Source organism: Streptomyces sp. NPDC031426, from assembly GCF_055581585.1.
Map to the genome: position 1 here is coordinate 415,282 of NZ_JBVIJE010000008.1, position 21,671 is coordinate 436,952.

Below are 21,671 nucleotides of genomic sequence, written 5' to 3' on the forward strand. Positions count from 1 at the left end.
GGGAGTGGAGCTTCCAGGTTCCCGGTTGCCGCCCCGGCGGTCGGGTCCGCGGGGACGGCCGGGCCCGGGGCCGCAGCGCGGGCGCACTCGTCCGGCGCGCAGCCGGCTGCTTCCGGTGCCGTGGCGCCGGTGGCCGGGGCCAGGGCCCGAGGCACGGGCGGAATCCCTGGTTCCGGGCGTGTGGCGTGGTTGCCCGGGTTCGTCGTCACCGTGTCAGTCACCGGAGTACCGCTGCTCCTGCCAGGGATTGCCGCGTTCGTGGTAGCCGTTGCGTTCCCAGAAGCCCTGCTCGTCGTGGTCGAGGAGTGTCAGGCCGGCGATCCACTTGGCGCTCTTCCAGAAGTAGAGATGGGGCACCAGCAGCCGCGCCGGGCCGCCGTGCTCGGCCGGGAGCGGCTTGCCGTCGTACTCCCAGGCGATCCAGGCCCGCCCGCCGGTGAGGTCGGCGAGCGGCAGGTTGGTGGTGTAGCCGGTGTGGGAGCGGGCGAGCACATGGGTGGCGGACACATGTGGCCGCACCACATGGAAGAACGCGTCCAGCGAGACCCCGCCGAAGCGCACGCCGAACTTCGACCAGCCGGTCACACAGTGGATGTCGCCGTCGTACGCCGACGCCGGCAGCGCGTGCGCCGCGTCCCAGTCCCAGCTGTGCGGCTGTTCCACCAGGCCGTCGATGCGGAAGGACCAGTCGGCCGGTGCGAGGTCGGGGGTGACCTCGGCGGACAGGACCGGCCACTCCTCGCGCGCGTCGTACTGCCCGGGCGGCAGCCCAGGGTTGTGGACGCGCGGACGGCCCGTGAAGCCTCGCGTTACGTTCATCCTTCAACCGTACGTGGTCGTTCCGCGTGCTCCGTCCCTGGTCATCGCCCCTCACGCCCGGATGATGGCGGCCGCATGAACTCTTTCGGGCCACGGGAATAGCTCTGCGGCGCTTCTCCTTTGCCCTCGATGCCGGCACCGGTACACCGGTACACCGGTACACCGGTGGCAGGGCGAGAGAAGCGAGGGAAACAGCATGTCCAAGGCGTATGTCCACACGCGGCACGGGGGGCCGGAGACCGAGGCGCTGATCGACCTCGACCGCCCCGGTCCGGGCCCCGGCGAGATCCTGATCGCGGTTCGCGCGGCGGGCGTCAATCCCGTCGACTGGAAGCTGCGCCAGGGCTTCCGCCGCCCCGGCGAGGGCGAGCCTGTCTTTCCCACGGTCCTCGGCAGCGAGGCCGCCGGCGTCGTCGAGGAGGTCGGCCCGGGAGTCACCGGCTTCGCCGTGGGCGACGAGGTGTTCGGCAGTGCCGCCCGTGGCGCATTCGCCGAGTACGCCCTGCTCACCGCCGACGTGACCGCCCACAAACCCGCCGCGCTGTCCTTCCGTGACGCCGCCACCCTCCCGGTCGCCGCCGCGACCGCCTACGACGGCGTCCGCCAGCTCGACCTGCCCGGCGGCTCGACCCTGCTGGTGACGGGCGCGGGCGGCGGCGTCGGGACCGCGGCCGTGCAGATCGCCCGGGCGTTCGGACTGCGGGTCGTGGGCGTGGCGAGCGAGGGCAAGAGGGAGTTCGTGGAGTCGCTGGGCGCGGTGCACGTGCCCTCCGGACCCGACCTGGCCGAGCGGGTGCGGGCCGCCGCGCCGGACGGCATCGACGGGGTGTACGACCTGGTGGGCGAGCCGGTGCTCACCGAGGCCGCCGAACTGCTGAAGGACCGCGGCAAGCTGGTCACCGCGGGCTCGCCGCAGCAGGCCGCGGCCGCACTCGGCGGCGCCCCCGTCAGACGGGTCCGCACCGCCGCCGTGCTCGAGGCGGTGGCCGACCTCGCCGTACGCGGCGCCCTGAAGCCGCACATCACCCGCACCTTCCCGCTGGAGCAGGCCGGCCAGGCGCTGCGCGCCGTCGAGGACGGGCACGCCCTCGGCAAGATCGTGATCGAGGTGGCCGCGTGAGCGTCATAGCCGGAGCGGCCGTCGGCGACGGGCCCGCCGCCGACGGCCAGCACGTCCTCGACAACCCCGCTTTCGCCTCCCTGACCGGTCCGCACGCCCGCTTCGCCGAGCGGCGTGGCCGGGTGCTGCGCTACCCCGTCGACGTCTCTCCCTGGCTGGCGCTGCCCGACGAACCGGACGCGCGGGACTGGGCCGACCTGGCCGCGCTGGCCGGTTCCGGCGCGGAGATCCCGCTGGCCGGGTACTGCGGCGACGTACCGGACGGCTGGGAGATCACCTTCCGCATCGAGGGCGTGCAGTTCGTGGACGACGGCCTGGCCGCCGCGCCGGACGCGGAGGCGGTGCGCCTCGGGCCTGCGGACGTGCCCGAGATGCTCGATCTCGTGGACCGCACCCGGCCCGGACCGTTCCTGCCGCGCACCGTCGAACTCGGCACCTACCTCGGCATCCGCCGCGGCGGCGCGCTGATCGCGATGGCGGGGGAGAGGCTCCGCCCGCCGGGCTGGACCGAGATCAGCGCGGTCTGCACCGACCCCGCCTTCCGCGGCGAAGGCCTCGCCACCCGGCTGATCCTCGCGGTCGCGCACGGCATACGGGAGCGCGGCGAGACGCCCTTCCTGCACACGAGCGCCCAGAACACCGGCGCGATCCGGCTGTACGAGTCCCTCGGCTTCCGGCTTCGCCGCCGTACGGCCTTCCTCGCGGCGCGCGCCCCGGAGCGGCTGGCCGACGAGCGGGCCGCGGTGCCGGTGGCGTAGCCATCGCGGCCGGTGCGCTGTCATCCCGGGGCCGGCGGTCGGTCGGCCCCGGTCTCGCCCGGACCCGCGTTGTACCGCTCCAGGTAGGCCGCGAAGCGCATCAGGTCCTCCTCCGGCCAGTCGGCGAGCCGCTCGCGGAACGCGGCCCGGCGGCTGCGGGTGACCTGGGCGAGGATGTCCCGGCCGCCCTCCGTCAGATGCAGCACCTGGACCCGGTGGTCCTCCGGATCGAGGCGGCGCTCGATCAGCCCGGCCCGCTCCAGCGCGGCCACCTGGCGGCTGACCGTGGACTTGTCGAGCGCGTAATGGGCGGCGAGATCCGTCGCCCGGCAGCCGCCCTGCTCCTCCAGATGGCCGAGCAGGGTGTACGACACCAGGGACAGCTCCGGGTGCATACGGCCCGCCGAGGCCCGGGCCCGGCGGGCGAAGATGGTCATCTCGCGCTGGATCGTCTCCACGGCCGACTCCGCTGCGCTCACGGGAATACCTCCTCCGGCGTTCTAGTTGTATAGTACAACTTGATGTGAGAGTTGTATAAGCCAACTACCTGGAGGTCGCGCGCGATGAGGTCGCCCGCACTGCGCCATGTGCTCACGCACCTGATCACCCCGCTGCTGATGTGCATAGGCATGGGGCTCGCGTACATGGGGGCCTTCGTGACCCCGGAGCCGCACCACCTGCCGGTCGCCGTCGTCGGCAGTGCCCCGCAGGCGAAGGTCTTCGCGCAGACGGTCAAGGACACCGCCGGGGACAAGCTCGACGTCCGCACGGTCGCGACCCGTGCCGACGCCGTCCACCTGCTGAAGTCCAGGGATGTGACCGGCGCCTACGTGCCGAGCGCCAAGGCGCCCGAACTGCTGGTGGCCAGCGCCGCCTCCGACATGGGCGCGACGGCGGTCGAGAAGGTCTTCACGCCGGTCGCCGCCAAGGAGGGCGTGCCGCTGCAGGTCACCGACGTGGCCGAGCCGGTCGCCGACGATCCCACGGGGCAGGGCCTGTTCTTCCTGCTCATCGCCCTCAGCATCGGCTCCTACGCCTCGGTCGCCGCGCTCGGCGCCGCGGGCGCCGCCCTCTCCATGCGGGTACGGGCGCTGCTCACCCTCGGCGTCTCCGCCGTGGTCGGCGGCATTGGAGCGCTGCTCGCCGGACCGGTGTTCCACCTCGCCCACCACGACCTCGCGGGCGTCTGGGGCATGGCCTGGCTGTACTCGGCCGGCATCCTCTTCATCGGCGTCGGACTGCACACCTTCCTGAAGCGGTGGACCACGCTCACCATGATGGTGCTGTTCGTGATGCTCAACTTCACCAGCTCCGGCGGGTTGTTCCGGCCCGAGCTGCAGAACGGCTTCTTCGGTACGCTGCACGCCTTCTGGAACGGCGCCGGATTCGTCGAGGGCGCGCGCAGCCTGCTGTACTTCGGCGACGACGGCCTCGCACGCAACGTGTGGACCCTCGGCGTCTGGCTGCTGGTGGGCCTGGTCGTGACCGGGATCGCGGCCCTGTACGAGCGGCCCCGGCAGGCCCGGCACGCGGTCGGGCACCCCGGCACCGCGACCGCGACCGAGCCGGCTGCCCCGCCCGCCGTGGCACCGACCGAGCGGGAGGCGGCGCGGGCGGCCGAGGAGGAGGTCGAGGAGACGGTCGGCGTCTGACCCGGTGCCGCCCGGAACAGGGAGCGGGCCCGGCGACGGGCGGGCTCCCTGCCGGCATGTCGTCGGACGGGCCCCGGTCCGGCCTGTCATCCCGCCGCCGACCCCATCGTCACCACTCGCGCCCACGCCGGGGGCGAGTCCGGCCGGTAGTCGGGACGATCCCCGTCGTACGACCCACCGGCCCGCGGAAACAGCCCCACCACCGTCCGGCACGACGGCCGCTCCTCGGGCCACGGCGTCTGACCGTCGGTCAGGACCACCACCGCGTCGGGCCGGGTCCGCAGCGCGCGGGCGAACCCGGTGCCAGATCCGTCCCGCCGCCGCCCACCAGCTCGATGCCCTCCGTCCGGCACAGCGGCTGCACGGTCCGGGCCGCGGCATCGCAGGACAGCACGGAGACCAGGTCCCGCCGTCCGCCCACGGCTCGGCAGATGGCGGTCACCTCCAGCAGCGCGCTGCCCAGTTCCGCGTCGCTGACCGACCCCGAGGTGTCGATGACGGCGCACACCCGGGGCGGCCGGCGCCGCAGACTCGGCAGGACGATCCCGGGCAGCCCGGCCGAGCGCCGCGCCGGCCGGCCGTAGCTGCAGTCCTCGCCCACGCCCGGAGCGGAGACCGCCGACCGCACCGCCGAGCCCAGCAACTGCCGCCATGGCTGCGGCGGATGGAACACCTCCTCCGCCCACCGCCGCCAGCCCTGTGGTGCGTCGCCCGGGCTTCCCTTGATGCCCTGCGCCACCCGGAACCGGACCGCGTCCCGCTCCTGCTCGCTCAGCCCGTGCGCGCCGTCCGGCCCCAGCTCCCAGCCCCGGTCCAGCCCGTCGGCGCCGCTGCCGCAGTCCAGCCAGGCCAGCCGGTCCAGGCGCGGCCGGAGCCGGAAGGCCCGCAGGGTGGTCGCCGGCACGACCACCACGTCCGGTGCCCCGGTCTCCATCGCCCGCACCAGCAAGGCCCAGGCGGCGTCCCAGCGGGCCCGCTCGGGGCGCCCCCGGACCGCGTCCGGACGGGTCGGCCGGATCGAACAGGGAGAGGCTGATCCGCTGGCCGGCATCCGCCCAGGCCGGCGGCGTACGGGCCACGAGATGCAGTGGGCCGGCCCTGCCGGGCCGCTCGTACCGGGCCAGTGTCAGGGTCAGGCCGGGGCGCAGCAACCCGTCGGGCGCGATCCTCGGCATGTGCCAGCGCAACAGGTCCGGTGTGAGACGCCGGAGGTCGGCGCGGAGCCGGGCCGCGATCTCCCGGCCGTGGGCGCGGGCGACGGAACGCAGATCGAGGTCGACGTCGATCCGGGCGGCGGCGCAGGCCCCCGCCCAGTCCCCGGCGGCACGGCGGCCGGTGGCGAGCTCGATCATGGACGGTGGCACGGCGTACGTCCGTACGCGGAGCCACAAGGAATGCCGGGTGTCCCCGTGCGCGGTGGAAGGGAGCATCAGCGCTCACTTTGCGCGGACGGGACCCCCAATCTCTGCGAGGCGTGAGTCGTCATCGCGGCGAGCGTAGCCGCCCGGCTCGCCACCGCGCCAGGCGTTTTTCCCACCCGGAACCGGGCGCACCCGTTGGGGTAGGGTGGCCGTCCGGTCGCTGACGGCGCACCGGCAGCGGTGACCGCGAGAGCGCCCTGAAGTCCCGCGGTCCGAAAGGCTTTCCGCCCCCCATGTCTTCTTCTGGTCCCCTGTCCTCTTCTTCTCCCGCCACCCTTGTCTCCGCGCTGCGCGCCGCCGGGTGTGTCTTCGCCGAGGACGAGGCGGAGTTGATCCTCGCCACCGCCCGCACGCCCGAAGAGGCGGCCTCGATGGTGGAACGGCGCGCCGCCGGGCACCCGCTCGAACACGTCCTGGGCTGGGCCGAGTTCCACGGACTGCGCGTCACGGTGGAACCGGAGGTCTTCGTCCCCCGCCGCCGTACCGAGTTCCTGGTCGACCAGGCGCTGGCCCAGGCGCCGCGGGCGAGCGTCGTCGTGGACCTGTGCTGTGGCTCGGGCGCCCTCGGCGCGGCACTCGCCGCCGCCCTGGACGGTGCCGAGGTGCACGCGGCCGACATCGACCCGGCCGCCGTACGCTGTGCCGCGCGCAACCTCGCCGCCTTCGACGGCCGGGTCCATCAGGGCGACCTCTACGACGCCCTGCCCGCCGCGTTGCGGGGCCGCGTCGGCATCCTCACCGCCAACGTGCCCTACGTCCCCACCGCCGAACTCCCCCTGCTGCCGGCCGAGGCCCGTGACCATGAACCGCGCGTCGCCCTGGACGGCGGCGCCGACGGCCTGGACCTCCTGCGGCGGGTGGCCGCCGGGGCGCCCGAGTGGCTCGCACCCGGCGGCTGTCTGCTGACCGAGACCAGCGAACGCCAGGCACCGGCCGCCGTACGAGCCTTCGCCGACGCGGGTCTGACGGCCCGTACGGCGGTGTCGGATGAGCTGTCCGCGCACGTGGTGATCGGCGTACTGCCGTAACCGTCAGGGCAGTTCCTGCGCCCGGGCGATGAGCAGGGCGACGTCGTCGTGGTTGTCGGGGTGGTGCAGGGTCCGCAGCAGCAGGTCGCAGGTCTCCTCCAGGGGGCGGGCGGGGTCGTCGAGCAGGGACAGCAGGGAGTCCAGGCGTTCGTCCAGGGAGTGGCTGCGGGTCTCCACCAGGCCGTCGGTGTAGAACACCAGCTCGTCGCCGGGCTCGAAGTCGACGGTGACGGTGGAGAACGCGACGCCGCCCACGCCCAGTGGCACACCGGTCGGCAGGTCGAGCAGTTCCGGCGGCCGGCCCGGGCGGAGACGGGCCGGCGGGAGATGGCCGGCGTTGGCGATCCGGCACTGCCGCAGATGCGGATCGTGCACGGCGTACATACAGGTCGCGATGGAGTGGTCCAGGGCCGACGTCGTCTTGTCCAGGTGCTCCAGCAGCAGTGCCGGGTCGAGGTCCAGGGCGGCCAGTGTGGTGGTCGCCGTGCGCAGCCGGCCCATGGTCGCGGCCGCGCTGAGTCCGCTGCCCATCACATCTCCCACCACGAGCGCGGTCTTGCCGCCCTCCAGCGGGATGACGTCGAACCAGTCGCCGCCGACCTCGCTGGTGGCCCCGGCGGGCTGGTAGCGGGAGGCCACCTCCAGTCCGGTCGTCACCGGCGGGCTGCTGGGCAGCAGACTCCGCTGCAGGGTGAGGGCGGTGTTGCGGGCGTTCTGGTACCAGCGCGCGTTGTCGATCTGCACGGCCGCGCGGGCCGCCAGCTCCCGGGCGAGCAGCACGTCGTCCTCGTCGAACGGCGCCGGATTGCGGGTGCGTTTGAGATCCAGGGCGCCCAGCACCTCGCCGCGCGCGATCAGCGGCACCGCGAGATACGAGTGCAGCCCCGCGCGGCCCAGTAGTTCGGCCGCCTCGGGGCTGCGGCCGATGCGCGGCAGGTCCTCGTCCTTCACCTGCGGCACCAGCACCGCCTCGCCCGAGCGCACACACTCGGTGACCAGCCGGTCGGGTCCGTACCGCGCGATCCGGCCGGGCGGATCGGCGGCCAGCACCGCGTCCGAGCCGTCCTGCGGACGCACCGCGAGGGCCCGGATCACCGCCGACTCCGACGGCCCGAGCGTGCTGCGCCGGCCCTCCACCACCGAGTCCAGCAGATCCACGGCCGCCAGGTCGGCGAGCTCCGGAACCGCGACCTCGGCCAACTCGCAGGCGGTGCGCTCCAGCTCGAGCGTCGTACCGATCCGGGCGGAGGCGTCGGCGATGACCGCGAGCCGGCGGCGGGCGGCCTCCGCCTCCATGGAGGCCCGGTGCTGCTCGGTGATGTCGACCACCGTGACCGCGACTCCGAGCACATTGCCCATGGTGTCCTCGAGCCGGTACAGCGAATGGGCCCAGGTGTGGTCCTCGTCCGGATCGGCGGGGGTACGGCCGACCAGCGTGTTGTCGATGACCGGCACACCGGTGTCCAGCACCTGCCGGGCGTCGGTCTCCACCGGCTCGGAGTCCAGCATGGGCAGCACCTCACGCAGCGTCCGCCCCACGTGCTCGGCGGCCGGCACCCCGTTGATCTTCTCCAGGGCCGGATTGACCGAGACGTACCGCAGTTGTGTGTCCAGGACGGCGTAGCCGATCGGTGACTGCTTCACCATCCGCTCGGACAGCGCCACGTCCTGCTCCAGACGCCGTACGGTCGACTGATCGGCGCACAGCCCGAGCGCGTACACGTCACCGCGGTCGTCCAGCAGCCGCATGTTGCGGAATTCCACCAGGCGGGTGCTGCCGTCCTTGTGCCGGATCGGGAAGCCGCCGGCCCAGCTCTGCCCGGTGCGCATCACATCGGCGAAGAGCTTGCCGACCAGCTCGAAGTGTCGTTCGTGGACCATGAGCCGGGCCGCGTACTGGCCGAGGGCCTCGCCCGCGCCGTAGCCGAACAGCTCCTCCGCCTGCGGGCTCCACAGCACGATCCGCCCGGTGGTGTCCAGCACCACCGACGCCACGCCCAGCACGTCGAGCAGTCCGCCCGGCCGCACCGGCCCGCGCACGGGCTCGCCGCCCTCCGCCACCGGAGCCTCGGCTGCACTCATGCCATGCACCGCCTTCGCCCGTCCGCACGGCACGCCGTCCCCCGTGCCGACTCCCCTTGATCCACCAAGCTCACACCCGACTCTCCGACGCCGTGCCGGTTACCTCCACCATCTCTCACCACAGCCGTGCACGTCCGTCGAAGCCCGTAGGCCGGGGCCGAACTCCTGTCCCGGACATCCTGCACGCCCGTTCGGCGGACGGGGAGAGTTCACGCTCATGTTGCTGCATTGGCCTGTACATGACTAATGCGCCACGCCAGACTGTCCGCCGACCGAGTGTTCCCAGCCCCGCCCCCCGCCCGAGGAGTCGGCCATGCCCGCGCCCGCCCGGCAACGTTGTCACGCAGTCCTCGCCGGACTCGTCACCCTCGCCACCGCCGCCGTCGTGTCCCTCACCGCACCCGCGCCCGCCTCCGCGGCCGACACCTGGACGGAGACCGGCTCCGACCGCGCCCGACCGCTGGACGAGAGCCAGGGGCTGGCCTCCGTGGAGGTCCCCGCGAACAGCCCCAACCGGTACACCGGTATCGGCACCATTCCCCTCGGTGTCTCCATGCGCGGCTGGAACCACGTCGGCGACCCCGACGCCTCGTACAACGGCTACTACATCGAGCCCTACCAGCGGGACTCCGGCAACTCGAAGATGTACCGCGTGCAGGCGCCCGACGGCACCTGGTCGGAGTACGTCCACACGCTCAGCCCAGGCGAGGCGCCGAACAACTCCTGGGACGCGATCTCGCCCGACGGCCAGTGGATGCTCTCGGGCGAGTGGGGGACGATGAACCGCCTGCTGGTCTTCCCCACCCCCGGCGTCAACCCGTCCACCTCGGCCTCGGCGAACCTCCCGCAGGTCTCCACGGTCGACCTCGACCATGCCGTCCGTGACGTCCAGGGCTGCGACTTCTCCGGTCCCACCACCCTGCTGTGCTCCTCCGACGACCCCGACGGCAGCCTCTTCGGCATGACCAAGCCGCTGCTCCAGATCGACCTGTCGGCCCCGCCGAACGGTTCCGGGGACGTCACCGGCCATGTCACCGCCCTGCGCCAGCTGCCGCTGCGCAGCTCCTGCTCCGGCAGCTTCGAGGTGGAGGGCATCGACTACGACCGCCGCACCGGGATCCTGCGCGTGATCGTGATGTCACCGGGTTTCTGCATCCTGACGGACAGCAAGACGTACAAGTTCTCCCGCGGCTGAACCCGCCTGGGGTGTGCCGACCGGCAGGTGGTGCTTTCCTGAGGGTGGACGCGGTCCGGCGGGGTACTCCCTTGCACCGCGGCGCGCCACGAAAGGAGCGATCAATGGCACACACGGAGCGGTCGCATCCGGAAACCGTCACGGTGGAGATCAGTGGTTCCAAGGAGGACGCGCGCCTCGTCTTCGACGCGCTGAGCTCCTGCTTCGCGTCCGACCGGGGCGCGGACGAGATCCCTCAGCAGCTCCACGAGGTCCGTCCGATGGTGTGGCTCGGCACATACGACGTCGCGGACGCCCGGGGGCCGGGCTGCCCGCCGGTCCACCTCGACGCGGCCGTCCAGGCGGACGTCCAGGGCGGCTACTGGGCCGTGGACCGGTTCCGGCACACCCTGGACTCGATGTTCGCCGTCGAGGAGACCTGTACGGCCTCCGGCGACCAGGAGAGGGACCTGCATCTGCGGCTCCGCAGCCGCTGACCCCCTCCCGCCCTACGGCAGTGCCCCGGCCGGCCCGGCGTCGGCCGGGGCGTAGTGCGCCTTGCCGTCGCCGAAGGGCCAGTCGACGGACGTGTGCCACGAACACCACTCCGTCGTCCTTGCGCACGCCCAGGTGGTCGCCGTAATTGGTCGGCCCTGACTGTACATACTAGTAGGTACAAAGTGGTTGGCGTCACCCGTCGCTGGTTGTGCAACTAGTTGCATAAAGGCTCGCGTTTCCTCTACAACAAGAAGCGACGACACCGCGCACGGAGGGCCCGATGAGCCGTTACCCGCATCTGATGACCCCGCTCGACCTGGGCTTCACCACTCTTCCCAACCGCGTGCTGATGGGCTCCATGCACGTGGGCCTGGAGGAGGCCGAGCGCGGCTTCGAGCGCATGGCGGCGTTCTACGCGGCCCGGGCTCGGGGCGGGGTGGGCCTCATCGTCACCGGCGGCATCGCGCCCAACGACGAGGGCCGGCCGTACGCGGGCGGCGCCAGGCTCACCACCGAGGCGGAGGCCGAGCAGCACCAGGTGGTCACCGAGGCCGTGCACCGCGAGGGCGGCCGGATCGCGATGCAGATCCTGCACTTCGGGCGTTACGCCTATCACCAGGACCTCGTCGCACCCAGCCCGCTCCAGGCACCGATCAGCCCGTTCGTGCCGCGCGAACTCACCGACGCCGAGGTCGAGCGCACCATCGACGACTACGCCCGTGCCGCCCGCCTCGCCCGGCAGGCCGGCTACGACGGCGTGGAGATCATGGGCTCCGAGGGCTATCTGATCAACGAGTTCATCGCGGCGCAGACCAACCGGCGCACCGACCGCTGGGGCGGGTCGTACGAGAACCGGATGCGTTTCCCCGTCGAGATCGTCAGGCGGGTCCGCGAGGCGGTCGGCGAGGACTTCATCGTCATCTACCGGCTGTCCATGCTGGACCTGGTTCCGGGCGGTTCCTCGCTGGACGAGGTGATCACCCTCGGCAAGGCGGTCGAGGCCGCCGGGGCGACGATCATCAACACCGGCATCGGCTGGCACGAGGCCCGCATCCCCACCATCGCCACCTCCGTCCCGCGCGGCGCCTACACCTGGGTCACCAAGAAGCTCATGGGCGAGGTGTCCGTGCCGCTGGTGACCACCAACCGCATCAACACCCCGGAGCTGGCAGAGGAGTTGCTGGCCGGCGGCTACGCGGACATGGTATCCATGGCCCGCCCGATGCTCGCCGACCCCGACTTCGTCGCCAAGGCCGCCGCCGGCACCCCCGAGGCCATCAACACCTGCATCGGCTGCAACCAGGCCTGCCTCGACCACACCTTCAGCGGCAAGATCACCTCCTGCCTGGTCAACCCGCGCGCCTGCCACGAGACGGAGCTGCTGCTCTCCCCGACCCGGCTGAAGAAGCGCGTCGCGGTCGTCGGCGCGGGACCGGCGGGCCTGGCCTGCGCGGTGAGCGCCGCCGAACGCGGCCACGAGGTCACCCTCTTCGACGCCGCGAGCGAGATCGGCGGCCAGCTCAACGTGGCCCGCAAGGTCCCCGGCAAGCAGGAGTTCGACGAGACGCTGCGCTACTTCCGCCACCAGCTCGACGCGCACGGGGTCGACGTACGCCTCGACACCTGGGTCACCGCCGAGACCGTGGCCGGCTACGACGAGGTCGTGGTCGCCACCGGCGTCACCCCGCGCACCCCCGACATCCCCGGCGTCGACCACCCGCGCGTCGTCGGCTACCTCGACGTGCTGCAGGGCCGCGTGTCCGTCGGCGACCGGGTCGCCGTCCTCGGCGCCGGCGGCATCGGCTTCGATGTCGCCGAATACCTCACCGACGGCGGGGACAAGGCGAGCGAGGACCCGGAGACGTACTTCCGCGCCTGGGGCGTGGACATGGACTACCGGACGCCGGGCGGCCTCGCCGCGCCGCAGCGGCCCACCCCGCCGCGCCAGGTCCACCTGCTGCAGCGCAAGACCACCAAGGTCGGCGCGGACCTCGGCAAGACCACCGGCTGGATCCACCGCACCGAACTCAAGCACCGCGGCGTGACCATGGTCCCGGGCGTCCGCTACGACCGGATCGACGACGCGGGCCTGCACCTCACCGTCGGCGAGGAGAGCACGGTGCTGGAGGTCGACACGGTGGTCCTGTGCACCGGCCAGGAGCCGCGCCGCGACCTGTACGAGGAGCTGGCCGCCGCCGGGCGCAGCGTCCATCTCATCGGCGGCGCGGACGTCGCCGCCGAGCTGGACGCCAAGCGGGCCATCAAGCAGGGCACGGAGCTGGCGGCGGCGCTGTAGGGCGCCGCCCGGCGATCCCTAGGATGAGGCCATGTCACTCCCGCACGCGATCCTCACCGCCCTGCTGGAAAAGCCGTCGTCGGGACTGGAGCTGACCCGCCGGTTCGACAAGTCGATCGGCTACTTCTGGTCAGCGACGCACCAGCAGATCTATCGCGAGCTGGGGAGACTGGAGGCGCACGGCCTCATCCGCACACTGCCGGCGGAAGCGCCGGCCCGTGGGCAGAAGAAGAGCTACGAGGTCCTGCCCGCGGGCCGCGCCGAACTGGCCCGCTGGGCCGCCGCCGCGCAGGACCCCAAGCCGCTGCGGGACACGCTCCTGCTGCGGCTGCGGGCCGCGGCGGTGGTCGGCACGGCGGGCCTGGAGGCGGACCTGCGCCGCCATCTGGAGCTGCACCGACGGCAGTTGGCCGAGTACCAGGAGATCGAGAAGCGCGACTTCCCGCCCGACCGGGACGCCCCCGAGGACCGGCTGCGCCATCTCGTGCTGCGGGCCGGCATCGACCTGGAGACCTTCTGGACCCAGTGGCTCACCCATGCCCTGGCGGAGTTCGCCGCACTGCGACCCGAGGGCGGCTGAGCCGGTCCGCGGCCGCTGCGTCAGAGCCGGTAGGGCTTCGCACGCCGGCGCAGATACCAGCCCGTGGCGATGGCTCCGGTGCTCACCAGGGCCGCGCCGATGCCCAGAGTCAGTGGGCCGTAGTCCCGGGCGGCGCCGCCCAGGCCGCCCAGCACACCCCGGGCGGGCGCCGGCGAGGCCGTCGAGGAGATCGTCGGTTTCGATCCGGACGAGACGATCACCGACTGGCTGCCGGCGGTGCTGCCGCTCGAACAGACCACGACCACGGTGTACGTCCCCGGCTTCACCTTCGACCAGGTCGCGGACTGGCGGACGGACGTGCCCGTCAGCGGCACCTGCCGGCCCTGGGAGAAGTTCGCCTGCCTGCTGGTGAGCAGGGCCGCGTTGCCCCAGCTGCCGTTGATCTCCGAGCAGGCGCCGGTGACCACCGAGACGCCGGACCCGGTGGTGCTGACGGAGATGCCCGAGGCCGCCGCGGACGGCCCGGCGAGGGTGGCCGGGAGCGCCGCGGCGGCCACCAGGGCCAGACCGGAGCGGACGAGGAGTCGCGAGGTGTGCATGGGCAGCAGCCAACGTGGCTGCGGGGGCGCGCGCACCTGGGAGGCAGCCGGTCAGGTGACGGTTTCCTCCGGCCGGCGCAGGGCGCCATGGACCGCGCCCTCCGCATCAGCCCTCCGTCGTTACCGTCAGCTCCGGAGACCAGCCGCCCCACGTGCCGTCCGGCAGCCGTGCCCGCAGCCGTACCCGGTGCTCGTCCCCGGGGGTCCGGCCGACGTAGAAGCTGTAGGTCGCCCCGCCGCGCGGGGGAGTGCCGCCCCACACCAGCGAGGTCGCCGCGGTGCCGTCGAGCTGGATCTGGTACTCGGCGATCACGCCGTCCGCGCGCGGCGGATCCCAGGCCAGGTCGAGGTAGTACGCTCCGTCGGCCCGGTGGGTCTTCGCGGTGAAGCCGGTGGGGGCGGTGTTCCGGCCGTCGTCGGTGCCCGGGGTGGTGAGGCGGACCTGGACACTCGCGGGGGAGAGGTTGTCGGCGGCGTCGCGGGACCGCACCGTGAAGACGTAACGGGAGCCGGGGCGCAGTCCGGTGAGCACGGTCGCGGTCTGGTTCCCGCCGACGCTGTGTATCTTCGCCCCGCTCTGGTACACGTCGTACGACACCACGCCCCGGTCGTCGCGGGAAGCGCCCCAGGACAGCTGGACCTCCCGGGCGCCGAGCACCCGCCCGGCGGGATGCGACGGCCGGGTGGGCGCCGAGCGGTCCGCCGCCACCCTCGCCGGGGTCCGCGCCCGCACGGTACGACTCGGCGGTCCGAGCCGCCCCGCGGTGTCCCGGGCCCGCACGGTGAAGGCATACACGGTGGACGGCCTGAGGCTGGTGACGTCCACCATGTGCTGCGAACCCGGCACGTCCTCCACCTTCGTGGTGCCGCGATACACCTCGTAGGTGCGGATGCCAGGGCTGTCCGGCACCGCGTTCCACATCACGTGCACGCTGGTGGCACTGCCCGCCTGCGCGGTGACCCCGTCGGGAGCGCCGGGCGCCAGGCCTTCGTCGCCTTCGCCGGCCTGGCTCCAGGCGCAGGACGCGACCAGCAGCAGGGCACCGCCGACCGGCACGAGCGGCCATGGAACGCGTCGCACGGCTCTGCCTCCCCGGGGCCGGCGCCATGGGCATCACGCAAAAGTCCGGACCAATATGGCGCGGCGGTGCGGGCGCGGCAAGAGGGCCGCACGGGTGACCTGGGGGGCCCGCGTTGGTGACCATGCCGGGAAGTTACGTATGCTGAGCTTCCCTAGGGCTGAACTACCCAAGAAAGCAGGGGAGTTCATGCCGCTGGCGCGGACACGCTGTCGTCGCCGAAGCCGCGCCGACGCGGGTGGCCGGGGGATCGGGGGCGGACTTGTTCCCGATCCCCGGCCCCTGTTGTCCCGCAGCGTCCTCTTGTCCCTCATCAGGCGTCAGAAGCGTGCTCCATCCAGCCCTTTCCGGGCGGCCGGTACGCCCGGCCGCCCGGACCGCCACCACAGTGTGCTGGATGTCCGCCCGTCCCCGACGAGAGGGTTCTCTCATCGTGCGTCTCCCGTCGCTGACGCCGGCCCTGGCCGGCGTCGCCCTGCTCGCCCCGGCCGCACTGCACCTTCCGGCCTCGCTGTACGTACCGGCCGCCCCCGTCCCGCCCTGGGAACGGCCCGCGGCCCGCGGCGCGGGCGCGGTGGCCGCCACCGACCTGCTGGCCCGGCTGGGCGAATGCCACCAGATCTCCCGCGGCCGGTACCGCACCGACGCCGGCAGACCCGCGACCGTGCCCGTCTGCGGCACCCAGGACGCCGTCTTCTGGAAGGCCGACATGGACGTCGACTGCGACGGACTGTCCACCGCCCGCTGCAACCGCCGCACCGACCCGCAGTTCGCCACCATGACCGCCTACCAGCAGTCCGACGGCCGCCATCTGAACGCCGAGACTCTGCCCTACATCGTGGTCCCGGCCCCCAGCCGTCTCTGGAACCCCCGCAAGCTCGGCGTACGGGGCGGCTCGGTCGCCGCCGTCATCTACCGGGACCGGGTGCAGTACGCGGTGGTCGGCGACACCGGTCCGCGCGACCTCATCGGCGAGGCCTCCTACGCCACCGCCCGGGCCCTCGGCATCCGGGCCGACCCGCGCAGCGGCGGGGCGCCCTCCGGGGTCACCTACGTCGTCTTCAGGCACTCCCGCGTGCACCGCATCGAGGACCACATGGCGGCCGTCGCCGCGGGAGCGCGGCTGACCAGGCTGTTCGTCGCGAACAGATGACCAGCCTGCTCCCACGGCCGGGTCACACCTTGCGGTAGCCGTACGCCTCCGCCGCCGCGGCCTCCACCGCGTCCAGGTCGGCCCCGGTGGCGGCGGTGACCACCGCCGCGACCGCGCCCTCGACGAACGGCGCGTCCACCAGCCGGGTGCCGTCGGGCAGTTCCTCACCTTCGGCGATCAGCGCCTTCACGGTCAGTACGGCACTGCCGAGATCGGTGAGCACCGCCACCCCGGCGCCCCGGTCCACCGAGGCCGCCGCGGCGGTGATCAGCTCGGCGCTGGTGCCCAGCCCGCCGCCCTCGGTGCCGCCCGCCGGGGCCACGGGAACCGCCGGGGCCCCGCCCGCCAGGCCCTTCGCCAACTCGGCGACCGAGGCGGCCACTTCCGCGCTGTGCGACACCAGCACGATCCCGACCACCTTCTCGTCACTCACCGTCCGCCCTCCGCCGCCTCTTCGAGACCGGCGATGAGCAGCGCCGACGAGGTCGCCCCCGGGTCCTGGTGGCCGATGCTGCGCTCGCCGAGATAGCTCGCCCGGCCCTTGCGGGCCTGCAGCGGGGTGGTGGCCACCGCGCCCTCCTCGGCGGCGGCCCGCGCGGCGGCGAATCCGTCGCTGAGCGCGTCCACGGCCGGCACCAGGGCGTCGATCATCGTCTTGTCGCCGGGGGCCGCCCCGCCCAGCGCCATCACCCCGTCCACACCCGCGCGCAGCGCCTCGGCCAGCTGCTCCTCGCTGACCTCCGCGGCCTCGCCGAGGGCCTTGCCGGTCCGGCGCAGCAGCGTGCCGTACAGCGGCCCCGAGGCGCCGCCGACCGTGGAGATGAGCTGCCGCCCGGCGAGCACCAGGACCGCGCCCGGGGTGTCCGGCGCCTCCTTCTCCAGGGCGGCGTGCACGGCGGTGAAGCCGCGCTGCAGATTGCTGCCATGGTCGGCGTCCCCGATGGCCGAGTCGAGGGCGGTGAGCCGCTCCGCCTCGCGGTTCACGGACGCGGCGGTCGCCGCCATCCAGCGGCGGAAGAAGTCGGCGTCGAGCACTGGATCTCCTTGCGTGGTAGGGGTGATGACCGGCGTGCTACGGGTGATGGTCGCCTCGTCCGCCGTATCACATCCCCCACCGCAGCGCGGGAGTCCGCACCGGCGCGTCCCACAGCCGCAGCAGCTCCTCGTCGACCTGACAGAGCGTCACCGACGCGCCCGCCATGTCCAGCGAGGTGACGTAGTTGCCGACGAGCGTGCGGGCCACGGCCACCCCGCGCTCCCGCAGCACCCGCTGCACCTCGGCGTTGAATCCGTACAGCTCCAGCAGCGGGGTGGCGCCCATGCCGTTGACCAGTACCAGCACGGGGCTGCGCGGTGGCATGTCCTCCAGGATCACGTTCACCGCGAAGTCGGCGATCTCCCCGGAGGTCATCATCGGCCGCCGTTCCCGGCCCGGCTCGCCGTGGATGCCGATGCCCAACTCCAGCTCGCCGTCCGGCAGATCGAAGGTGGGGCTGCCCTTCGCCGGGGTCGTGCAGGCGCTGAGCGCGACACCGAAACTCCGGGAGTTCTCGTTCACCTGACGCCCGATGGACTCGACCCGCTCCAGCGGCTGCCCCTCGGCCGCGGCGGCGCCCGCGATCTTCTCCACGAACAGCGTCGCGCCGGTGCCGCGCCGGCCGGCCGTGTACAGGCTGTCGGTGACCGCCACATCGTCGTTGACGAGCACCTTCGCGACCTGGATGCCCTCGTCCTCGGCCAGTTCGGCCGCCATGTCGAAGTTGAGCACGTCGCCGGTGTAGTTCTTCACGACGAACAGCACACCGGCGCCGCTGTCCACAGCCGCCGCGGCACGCGCCATCTGGTCCGGCACCGGGGAGGTGAACACCTCTCCGGGACATGCGGCGGAGAGCATGCCCGGGCCCACGAACCCGCCGTGCAGCGGCTCGTGCCCCGACCCGCCGCCGGACACCAGCGCCACCTGCCCGGCCACCGGAGCGTCCCGGCGGACGATCACCCGGTTCTCCACGTCCACGATCAGATCGGGACACGCGGCCGCCATTCCGCGCAGCGCGTCCGCCACGACGGTCTCCGGAACGTTGATCAGCATCTTCATGGGTGTCTCCTCGGGAGCTTGGCACTTGGTTTCAGGGCCTGCGTCTTCGCAGGTCATCGGCACGGAGGGCCTTTCTCGATCTTGGCGGTTCGTGGCGGTCGGAGACGGCTTGTGACGGGGGGTCAGGTACTGGGGCCACCCTGATCGGGGTAACGTCCTCCCGTCTATCGGCAGTATCGACCTTGCACCAGCGAGGGTCACCTGTGGCCGCCGGCTTTCACGCATTGTGGCGGTTCGTGAGCCATGCGTGGACGGTCGGGGCGTCACGAGTTCGAGGAGTCGTTTGTAGCAGCAGAGGGCTGCGGCGAGGCCGAGGAAGGCGAGGTGGTCGCGGGCATGGCGTTCGGATGTGGCGCTCGACGGCGCGGCGGCGGAGCTGGCACGCGACGAAGAACGAACAAGTACCCAGCGCGTGGCACTTATGGTGGAGGCCTCGACCTTGTTCCGCATGCGCCCGAGTGAACTGGCCTGGATCGGCACCGGCGGGATGCGCAGTCTCACGCCAGTTGCGGGGGGCGTCGTCCTTGCCCTGGCTCCGCTCCGCCGAGAGGGCCCGGGCGGTCCCCCGCCCGGGCCCTCTCGACCATGCCGGCCTCTCTCCTGGGTGCCCTCAGGTCCGCGCCGGACTTACGGATAGCCGACCAGGTAGGCCACGTTGCTGCTCGGGGTCACCTGGTTGCCGGTGCCGTCGACGATGTGGTTGATGGTGCCGGCACCGCCCAGGACCGTGGTGACCATGCTGTGGAACTTCACCGTGGACGTGGTGGGTGTCTCGATGGCATGGCCGAGCACGACGGAGGGGTTGTCGCGGAGGTAGGCGTAGACACCCACCCCCCACGCCTCGTGTGAGGTGACCGAGTTGGCGACCTTGTAGGAGGCGTAGCCGAGGTCGCCTCCGCTGGTGGTCCAGCTGGACTGGTCGGGCACGTCGTAGGGGGTCTCGCTCTGGTAGAAGTACGTGCGGCCGCCGTTGCCGTTCCAGGTGGTCTGGTACTTCTGGTAGTGCTCGACCGCCAGGCCGTACATGGTCACGTCGTTGCCGTTGACGATCAGTCCGCTGGCGGCCGGGTTGGTCGTCCAGCCGACGCCGTTGGTGTGGTCCGCCCGCCACAGCCAGAGGTCGTCGCCGATGACGTCGTTGCTGTTGACCACCAGCGTCTGGGTGGCCTTGCCGGCGATGTCGCCGCCGATGCGGAAGAACACGTCGTGCAGCACGATGGGGTCGCCGGTGTGACTGGCGGTCGAGCCCGCCGGGCCGACCTGCAGCAGTGTGCTGGAGTTGGTGGTGTTCGCGCTGATCAGCAGCCCGGCGATGTCGATGCCGTCGACATCGGCGGTCGTGATCGCCGTGACGCCGTTGTCCGGCACGAGGGTGGCCAGGCCCAGTCCCAGGACCACCGTGTCGGGGCGCGCGATGTTCAGCGGGGCGGACAGGTGGTAAACGCCAGGAGTGACGATCAGGTTCTGGCCCGCGGCGAGCGCGTTGTTGATCGTCGTGGCGGTGTCACCGGGCTTGACGATGTAGAACTGGCTGATCGGCAGCGAGGTGCCGGGAGCGGTACCGCTGATCCAGTCGGGGCCCTGCGCATCGGTGCGGACGGACGGGACGAACACCTGCCAGTTGCCCGAGCCGTCGACGTAGAGGAACGGCTTCTCGCGCATCACGGGGCTCTGGGCGACGGTGGTGTACTGCGGATTGGGGAAGCTGGTCGCCGGGGCGCCGGTGTCGCCGACGAAGACCATGTTCCAGTTGTGCCCGGTCCAGCCGCCGTCCATGGCGGTGTCCTGGGTGAGGAACTGCTGCTGTGTTCCCGAGTTGATCTGGCCGGAGACGCGGGAGTCGCCGATGTAGCCGCCGCTGGACCAGTTGGTGGTGGTGCCGTGGGTGTCGTCCCACAGCTTCATGCTGCCGTGTACGTCCATGCGCCGGAACGGGTCCGCCTGCGACACGGCCCACATGGTGCTTCCCGAACTGGGACTCACCGACATGTTCTCGGCGTCACGCCAGAAGTTCTGGGTGGCGTTGCCGTCGCTGGTGTGCCCCTCGACGTGCACGCCGCCGCCCGTGATCGACACCTGGTCCGGTGACAGGCCCAGCCCGGAGACCTGGGTGTAGTAGCCGACGGGTATGTCGACGTTGTAGGTGCCGGGGGTGAACAGCAGGGCGTTGCGCTGGGTGCCGAACTCGTTGGTCTGCTGGGTGCGGTAGACCGAGTCGATCTTCGACTGGATGGAGGACGTCGGCATCGACGGGTCGAACACCGTCACGTTGGGGCCGAAGTCCGGGGTGTTGGGCGGCGAGGTCAGACCGCCGGTGAGCGTGAAGGACTGGGCGCCGGTGCCGTTGCAGGTGTACTGCTGCAACTGGACGCTGTCGGCAGTGGACGCGGACGGCACATCGAGGCACTTGCCGCTGTTGCGGTTGACGAAGTGGTACGTGCCGGAGGCCTCGGCGACGGGCAGCCACTGCTGGTTGGCGCCGCCGCCGTAGAGCCACAGTTGGGTCAGGGCGCCGTCGGCGGTGGAGACGTCGGTCTCGTCCCAGACCTGATTCGGCGCGGAGGCGACCCCGATCCGGTAGTAGCCGCTGTCGGTCGCGGTGAACTGCCAGGACTGGGCGCCGGTGCCGTTGCAGGTGTACTGCTGCACAGCGGTGCCGTTACCGGTGGCCGCGGCACGCGCGTCCACACATTTGCCGCTGTTCGCGTTGACGACGGTGGTGGGGGTGGCGGGGATGGTCGCGGCGCCGGCGCTCGGGGCCGAGACCAGCGCGATGCCGGCGGCGGCCGGCAGCAGGAGCGTAGCCGTGAGGGCGGTTGCGCGTCTGCGATGACGGTGGGCTCGGACGAGCACAGTGAGAACGTTTGCCACGCGTGTCTCCTAGGTCGCCTGCGGGGCGAGAGGTTGATCGGACGTTAGGCGCCACCCGACGAACCGTCAATATAAGTTGAAAGAAAAGTCATGAACTATGTTCCATGGACTGTCGGAACGTCGTGTCGTTGGAGTCGCGCCAGCCGCTGATGCGGTGCTCGTCGTCCGGGGGAAGGCATGCTGAGCACTCCCACGCCGAGCCCCTATCTGGGGCCGGGGCAGGCGGGGGAGCCAAGGGGGACCCCCGCCCCGTAAAAACCCGGCCACATCACCGGCTTTGCGCGGCGTCAGTCGTGTGGGGGCTCAGTGGGCGACCAGCCGTGAGCTGAGCCACTGGAGGGTGGCGGGGATCTCCCGCCGCCAGGTGTTGAAGTTGTGGCCGCCGCTCGCGAGGATGATCGACGAAATCCTGGTCACGTTCGTGTCCTGCACGCTCTTGATGAAGGAGAGCGTGTCCTTGTAATTGTGCTCACCGATCCTGCTGC

At 72.1% G+C, this 21,671-nt stretch carries 18 protein-coding genes and 3 pseudogenes; 9 read left to right on the top strand and 12 right to left on the bottom strand.

The annotated features are described in order from the left end of the window. Positions 1-213: 213 nt before the first annotated feature. Complete coding sequence (locus ACZ5NH_RS19805) at positions 214-819, bottom strand: sulfite oxidase-like oxidoreductase (protein WP_388628510.1); 606 nt, start codon at positions 817-819, stop codon at positions 214-216. 196 nt (positions 820-1,015) lie between these two features. Between ACZ5NH_RS19805 and ACZ5NH_RS19810 the strand changes: the two genes are divergently transcribed. Continuing rightward, positions 1,016-1,939, top strand: a complete 924-nt coding sequence (locus ACZ5NH_RS19810) for an NADP-dependent oxidoreductase (protein ID WP_468776895.1) — start codon at positions 1,016-1,018, stop codon at positions 1,937-1,939. A gap of 5 nt (positions 1,940-1,944) precedes the next feature. Next, on the top strand, positions 1,945-2,697 hold the full coding sequence (locus ACZ5NH_RS19815; RefSeq protein ID WP_468776952.1) for a GNAT family N-acetyltransferase: 753 nt from the start codon (positions 1,945-1,947) through the stop codon (positions 2,695-2,697). A 20-nt stretch (positions 2,698-2,717) separates the two neighbouring features. Here the strand turns inward: ACZ5NH_RS19815 and ACZ5NH_RS19820 are convergent, their stop codons facing one another. Further along, positions 2,718-3,134 carry a MarR family winged helix-turn-helix transcriptional regulator gene (locus ACZ5NH_RS19820; protein ID WP_388629230.1) on the bottom strand — a complete coding sequence of 139 codons (417 nt, stop codon included), beginning with the start codon at positions 3,132-3,134 and terminating at the stop codon, positions 2,718-2,720. Between the two features lie 126 nt (positions 3,135-3,260). Here ACZ5NH_RS19820 and ACZ5NH_RS19825 point away from each other — a divergent pair, with 126 nt between their 5' ends. Further along, entirely contained in the window at positions 3,261-4,349 is a 1,089-nt protein-coding gene (locus ACZ5NH_RS19825; protein ID WP_468776897.1) for an ABC-2 transporter permease, read from the top strand. Between the two features lie 86 nt (positions 4,350-4,435). Here the strand turns inward: ACZ5NH_RS19825 and ACZ5NH_RS19830 are convergent. Both ACZ5NH_RS19830 and ACZ5NH_RS19835 read right to left on the bottom strand, forming a co-directional pair. Beyond that, positions 4,436-5,238 (bottom strand): annotated as a pseudogene (locus ACZ5NH_RS19830) (vWA domain-containing protein); the annotation flags it as partial. After that, a pseudogene (locus ACZ5NH_RS19835) lies at positions 5,204-5,779 on the bottom strand (hypothetical protein); the annotation flags it as partial. The pseudogenes ACZ5NH_RS19830 and ACZ5NH_RS19835, both read right to left, overlap by 35 nt. 224 nt (positions 5,780-6,003) lie before the next feature. On the opposite strand from ACZ5NH_RS19835, the gene ACZ5NH_RS19840 reads away from it, so the two are divergent. Then, on the top strand, positions 6,004-6,798 hold the full coding sequence (locus ACZ5NH_RS19840) for a putative protein N(5)-glutamine methyltransferase (protein WP_468776899.1): 795 nt from the start codon (positions 6,004-6,006) through the stop codon (positions 6,796-6,798). A gap of 3 nt (positions 6,799-6,801) precedes the next feature. Here ACZ5NH_RS19840 and ACZ5NH_RS19845 read toward each other — a convergent pair whose 3' ends face one another. Next, entirely contained in the window at positions 6,802-8,880 is a 2,079-nt protein-coding gene (locus tag ACZ5NH_RS19845; protein WP_468776901.1) for a SpoIIE family protein phosphatase, read from the bottom strand. Positions 8,881-9,193: 313 nt separating this feature from the next. Here ACZ5NH_RS19845 and ACZ5NH_RS19850 point away from each other — a divergent pair, with 313 nt between their 5' ends. The 4 genes from ACZ5NH_RS19850 (at position 9,194) to ACZ5NH_RS19865 (ending at position 13,428) form a co-directional block, all read left to right on the top strand. Beyond that, on the top strand, positions 9,194-10,075 hold the full coding sequence (locus ACZ5NH_RS19850) for a hypothetical protein (protein WP_468776903.1): 882 nt from the start codon (positions 9,194-9,196) through the stop codon (positions 10,073-10,075). Positions 10,076-10,179: 104 nt separating this feature from the next. Next, positions 10,180-10,551: a hypothetical protein gene (locus ACZ5NH_RS19855; protein ID WP_351545904.1), complete on the top strand. Its 372-nt coding sequence runs from the start codon at positions 10,180-10,182 to the stop codon at positions 10,549-10,551. 281 nt (positions 10,552-10,832) lie between these two features. Further along, positions 10,833-12,848, top strand: coding sequence for an NADPH-dependent 2,4-dienoyl-CoA reductase (locus ACZ5NH_RS19860; RefSeq protein WP_468776905.1), 2,016 nt, complete (start codon positions 10,833-10,835; stop codon positions 12,846-12,848). 31 nt (positions 12,849-12,879) lie between these two features. Then, positions 12,880-13,428 carry a PadR family transcriptional regulator gene (locus ACZ5NH_RS19865; RefSeq protein ID WP_468776907.1) on the top strand — a complete coding sequence of 183 codons (549 nt, stop codon included), beginning with the start codon at positions 12,880-12,882 and terminating at the stop codon, positions 13,426-13,428. A gap of 20 nt (positions 13,429-13,448) precedes the next feature. On the opposite strand, the gene ACZ5NH_RS19870 is transcribed toward ACZ5NH_RS19865, so the two are convergent. Then, positions 13,449-13,988: a hypothetical protein gene (locus ACZ5NH_RS19870; protein ID WP_468776909.1), complete on the bottom strand. Its 540-nt coding sequence runs from the start codon at positions 13,986-13,988 to the stop codon at positions 13,449-13,451. Positions 13,989-14,094: 106 nt separating this feature from the next. Further along, positions 14,095-15,069 (bottom strand): fibronectin type III domain-containing protein, encoded by a 975-nt coding sequence (locus tag ACZ5NH_RS19875; protein WP_468776911.1) that lies wholly within the window; start codon positions 15,067-15,069, stop codon positions 14,095-14,097. Positions 15,070-15,500: 431 nt separating this feature from the next. Here ACZ5NH_RS19875 and ACZ5NH_RS19880 point away from each other — a divergent pair, with 431 nt between their 5' ends. Beyond that, the gene (locus ACZ5NH_RS19880) at positions 15,501-16,220 is read left to right on the top strand and encodes a glycoside hydrolase family 75 protein (protein WP_468776912.1); all 720 of its coding nucleotides are present in this window, start codon (positions 15,501-15,503) and stop codon (positions 16,218-16,220) included. 22 nt (positions 16,221-16,242) lie between these two features. Here ACZ5NH_RS19880 and ACZ5NH_RS19885 read toward each other — a convergent pair whose 3' ends face one another. The 5 genes and pseudogenes from ACZ5NH_RS19885 to ACZ5NH_RS19905 all read right to left on the bottom strand — a co-directional run. Continuing rightward, entirely contained in the window at positions 16,243-16,653 is a 411-nt protein-coding gene (locus ACZ5NH_RS19885; RefSeq protein WP_468776914.1) for a PTS-dependent dihydroxyacetone kinase phosphotransferase subunit DhaM, read from the bottom strand. Further along, positions 16,650-17,255 carry a dihydroxyacetone kinase subunit DhaL gene (dhaL, locus tag ACZ5NH_RS19890; RefSeq protein WP_468776916.1) on the bottom strand — a complete coding sequence of 202 codons (606 nt, stop codon included), beginning with the start codon at positions 17,253-17,255 and terminating at the stop codon, positions 16,650-16,652. Before dhaL ends, ACZ5NH_RS19885 begins: the two co-directional genes overlap by 4 nt. A 67-nt stretch (positions 17,256-17,322) precedes the next feature. After that, positions 17,323-18,315, bottom strand: coding sequence for a dihydroxyacetone kinase subunit DhaK (gene dhaK, locus ACZ5NH_RS19895; protein WP_468776918.1), 993 nt, complete (start codon positions 18,313-18,315; stop codon positions 17,323-17,325). Positions 18,316-18,942: 627 nt separating this feature from the next. Continuing rightward, positions 18,943-21,186, bottom strand: a complete 2,244-nt coding sequence (locus ACZ5NH_RS19900; RefSeq protein ID WP_468776920.1) for an RICIN domain-containing protein — start codon at positions 21,184-21,186, stop codon at positions 18,943-18,945. Between the two features lie 303 nt (positions 21,187-21,489). Further along, a pseudogene (locus ACZ5NH_RS19905) lies at positions 21,490-21,671 on the bottom strand (esterase); the annotation flags it as partial.

Excerpts from the sequence above, each read along its gene's own strand:
- ACZ5NH_RS19810 (WP_468776895.1), top strand. The coding sequence starts at position 1,016 with ATGTCCAAGGCGTATGTCCACACGCGGCACGGGGGGCCGGAGACCGAG.
- ACZ5NH_RS19850 (WP_468776903.1), top strand. The coding sequence starts at position 9,194 with ATGCCCGCGCCCGCCCGGCAACGTTGTCACGCAGTCCTCGCCGGACTC.
- ACZ5NH_RS19840 (WP_468776899.1), top strand. The coding sequence starts at position 6,004 with ATGTCTTCTTCTGGTCCCCTGTCCTCTTCTTCTCCCGCCACCCTTGTC.
- ACZ5NH_RS19825 (WP_468776897.1), top strand. The coding sequence starts at position 3,261 with ATGAGGTCGCCCGCACTGCGCCATGTGCTCACGCACCTGATCACCCCG.
- ACZ5NH_RS19865 (WP_468776907.1), top strand. The coding sequence starts at position 12,880 with ATGTCACTCCCGCACGCGATCCTCACCGCCCTGCTGGAAAAGCCGTCG.
- ACZ5NH_RS19870 (WP_468776909.1), bottom strand. The coding sequence starts at position 13,988 with ATGCACACCTCGCGACTCCTCGTCCGCTCCGGTCTGGCCCTGGTGGCC.
- ACZ5NH_RS19820 (WP_388629230.1), bottom strand. The coding sequence starts at position 3,134 with ATGACCATCTTCGCCCGCCGGGCCCGGGCCTCGGCGGGCCGTATGCAC.
- ACZ5NH_RS19845 (WP_468776901.1), bottom strand. The coding sequence starts at position 8,880 with ATGAGTGCAGCCGAGGCTCCGGTGGCGGAGGGCGGCGAGCCCGTGCGC.
- ACZ5NH_RS19860 (WP_468776905.1), top strand. The coding sequence starts at position 10,833 with ATGAGCCGTTACCCGCATCTGATGACCCCGCTCGACCTGGGCTTCACC.
- dhaK (WP_468776918.1), bottom strand. The coding sequence starts at position 18,315 with ATGAAGATGCTGATCAACGTTCCGGAGACCGTCGTGGCGGACGCGCTG.
- ACZ5NH_RS19805 (WP_388628510.1), bottom strand. The coding sequence starts at position 819 with ATGAACGTAACGCGAGGCTTCACGGGCCGTCCGCGCGTCCACAACCCT.
- ACZ5NH_RS19855 (WP_351545904.1), top strand. The coding sequence starts at position 10,180 with ATGGCACACACGGAGCGGTCGCATCCGGAAACCGTCACGGTGGAGATC.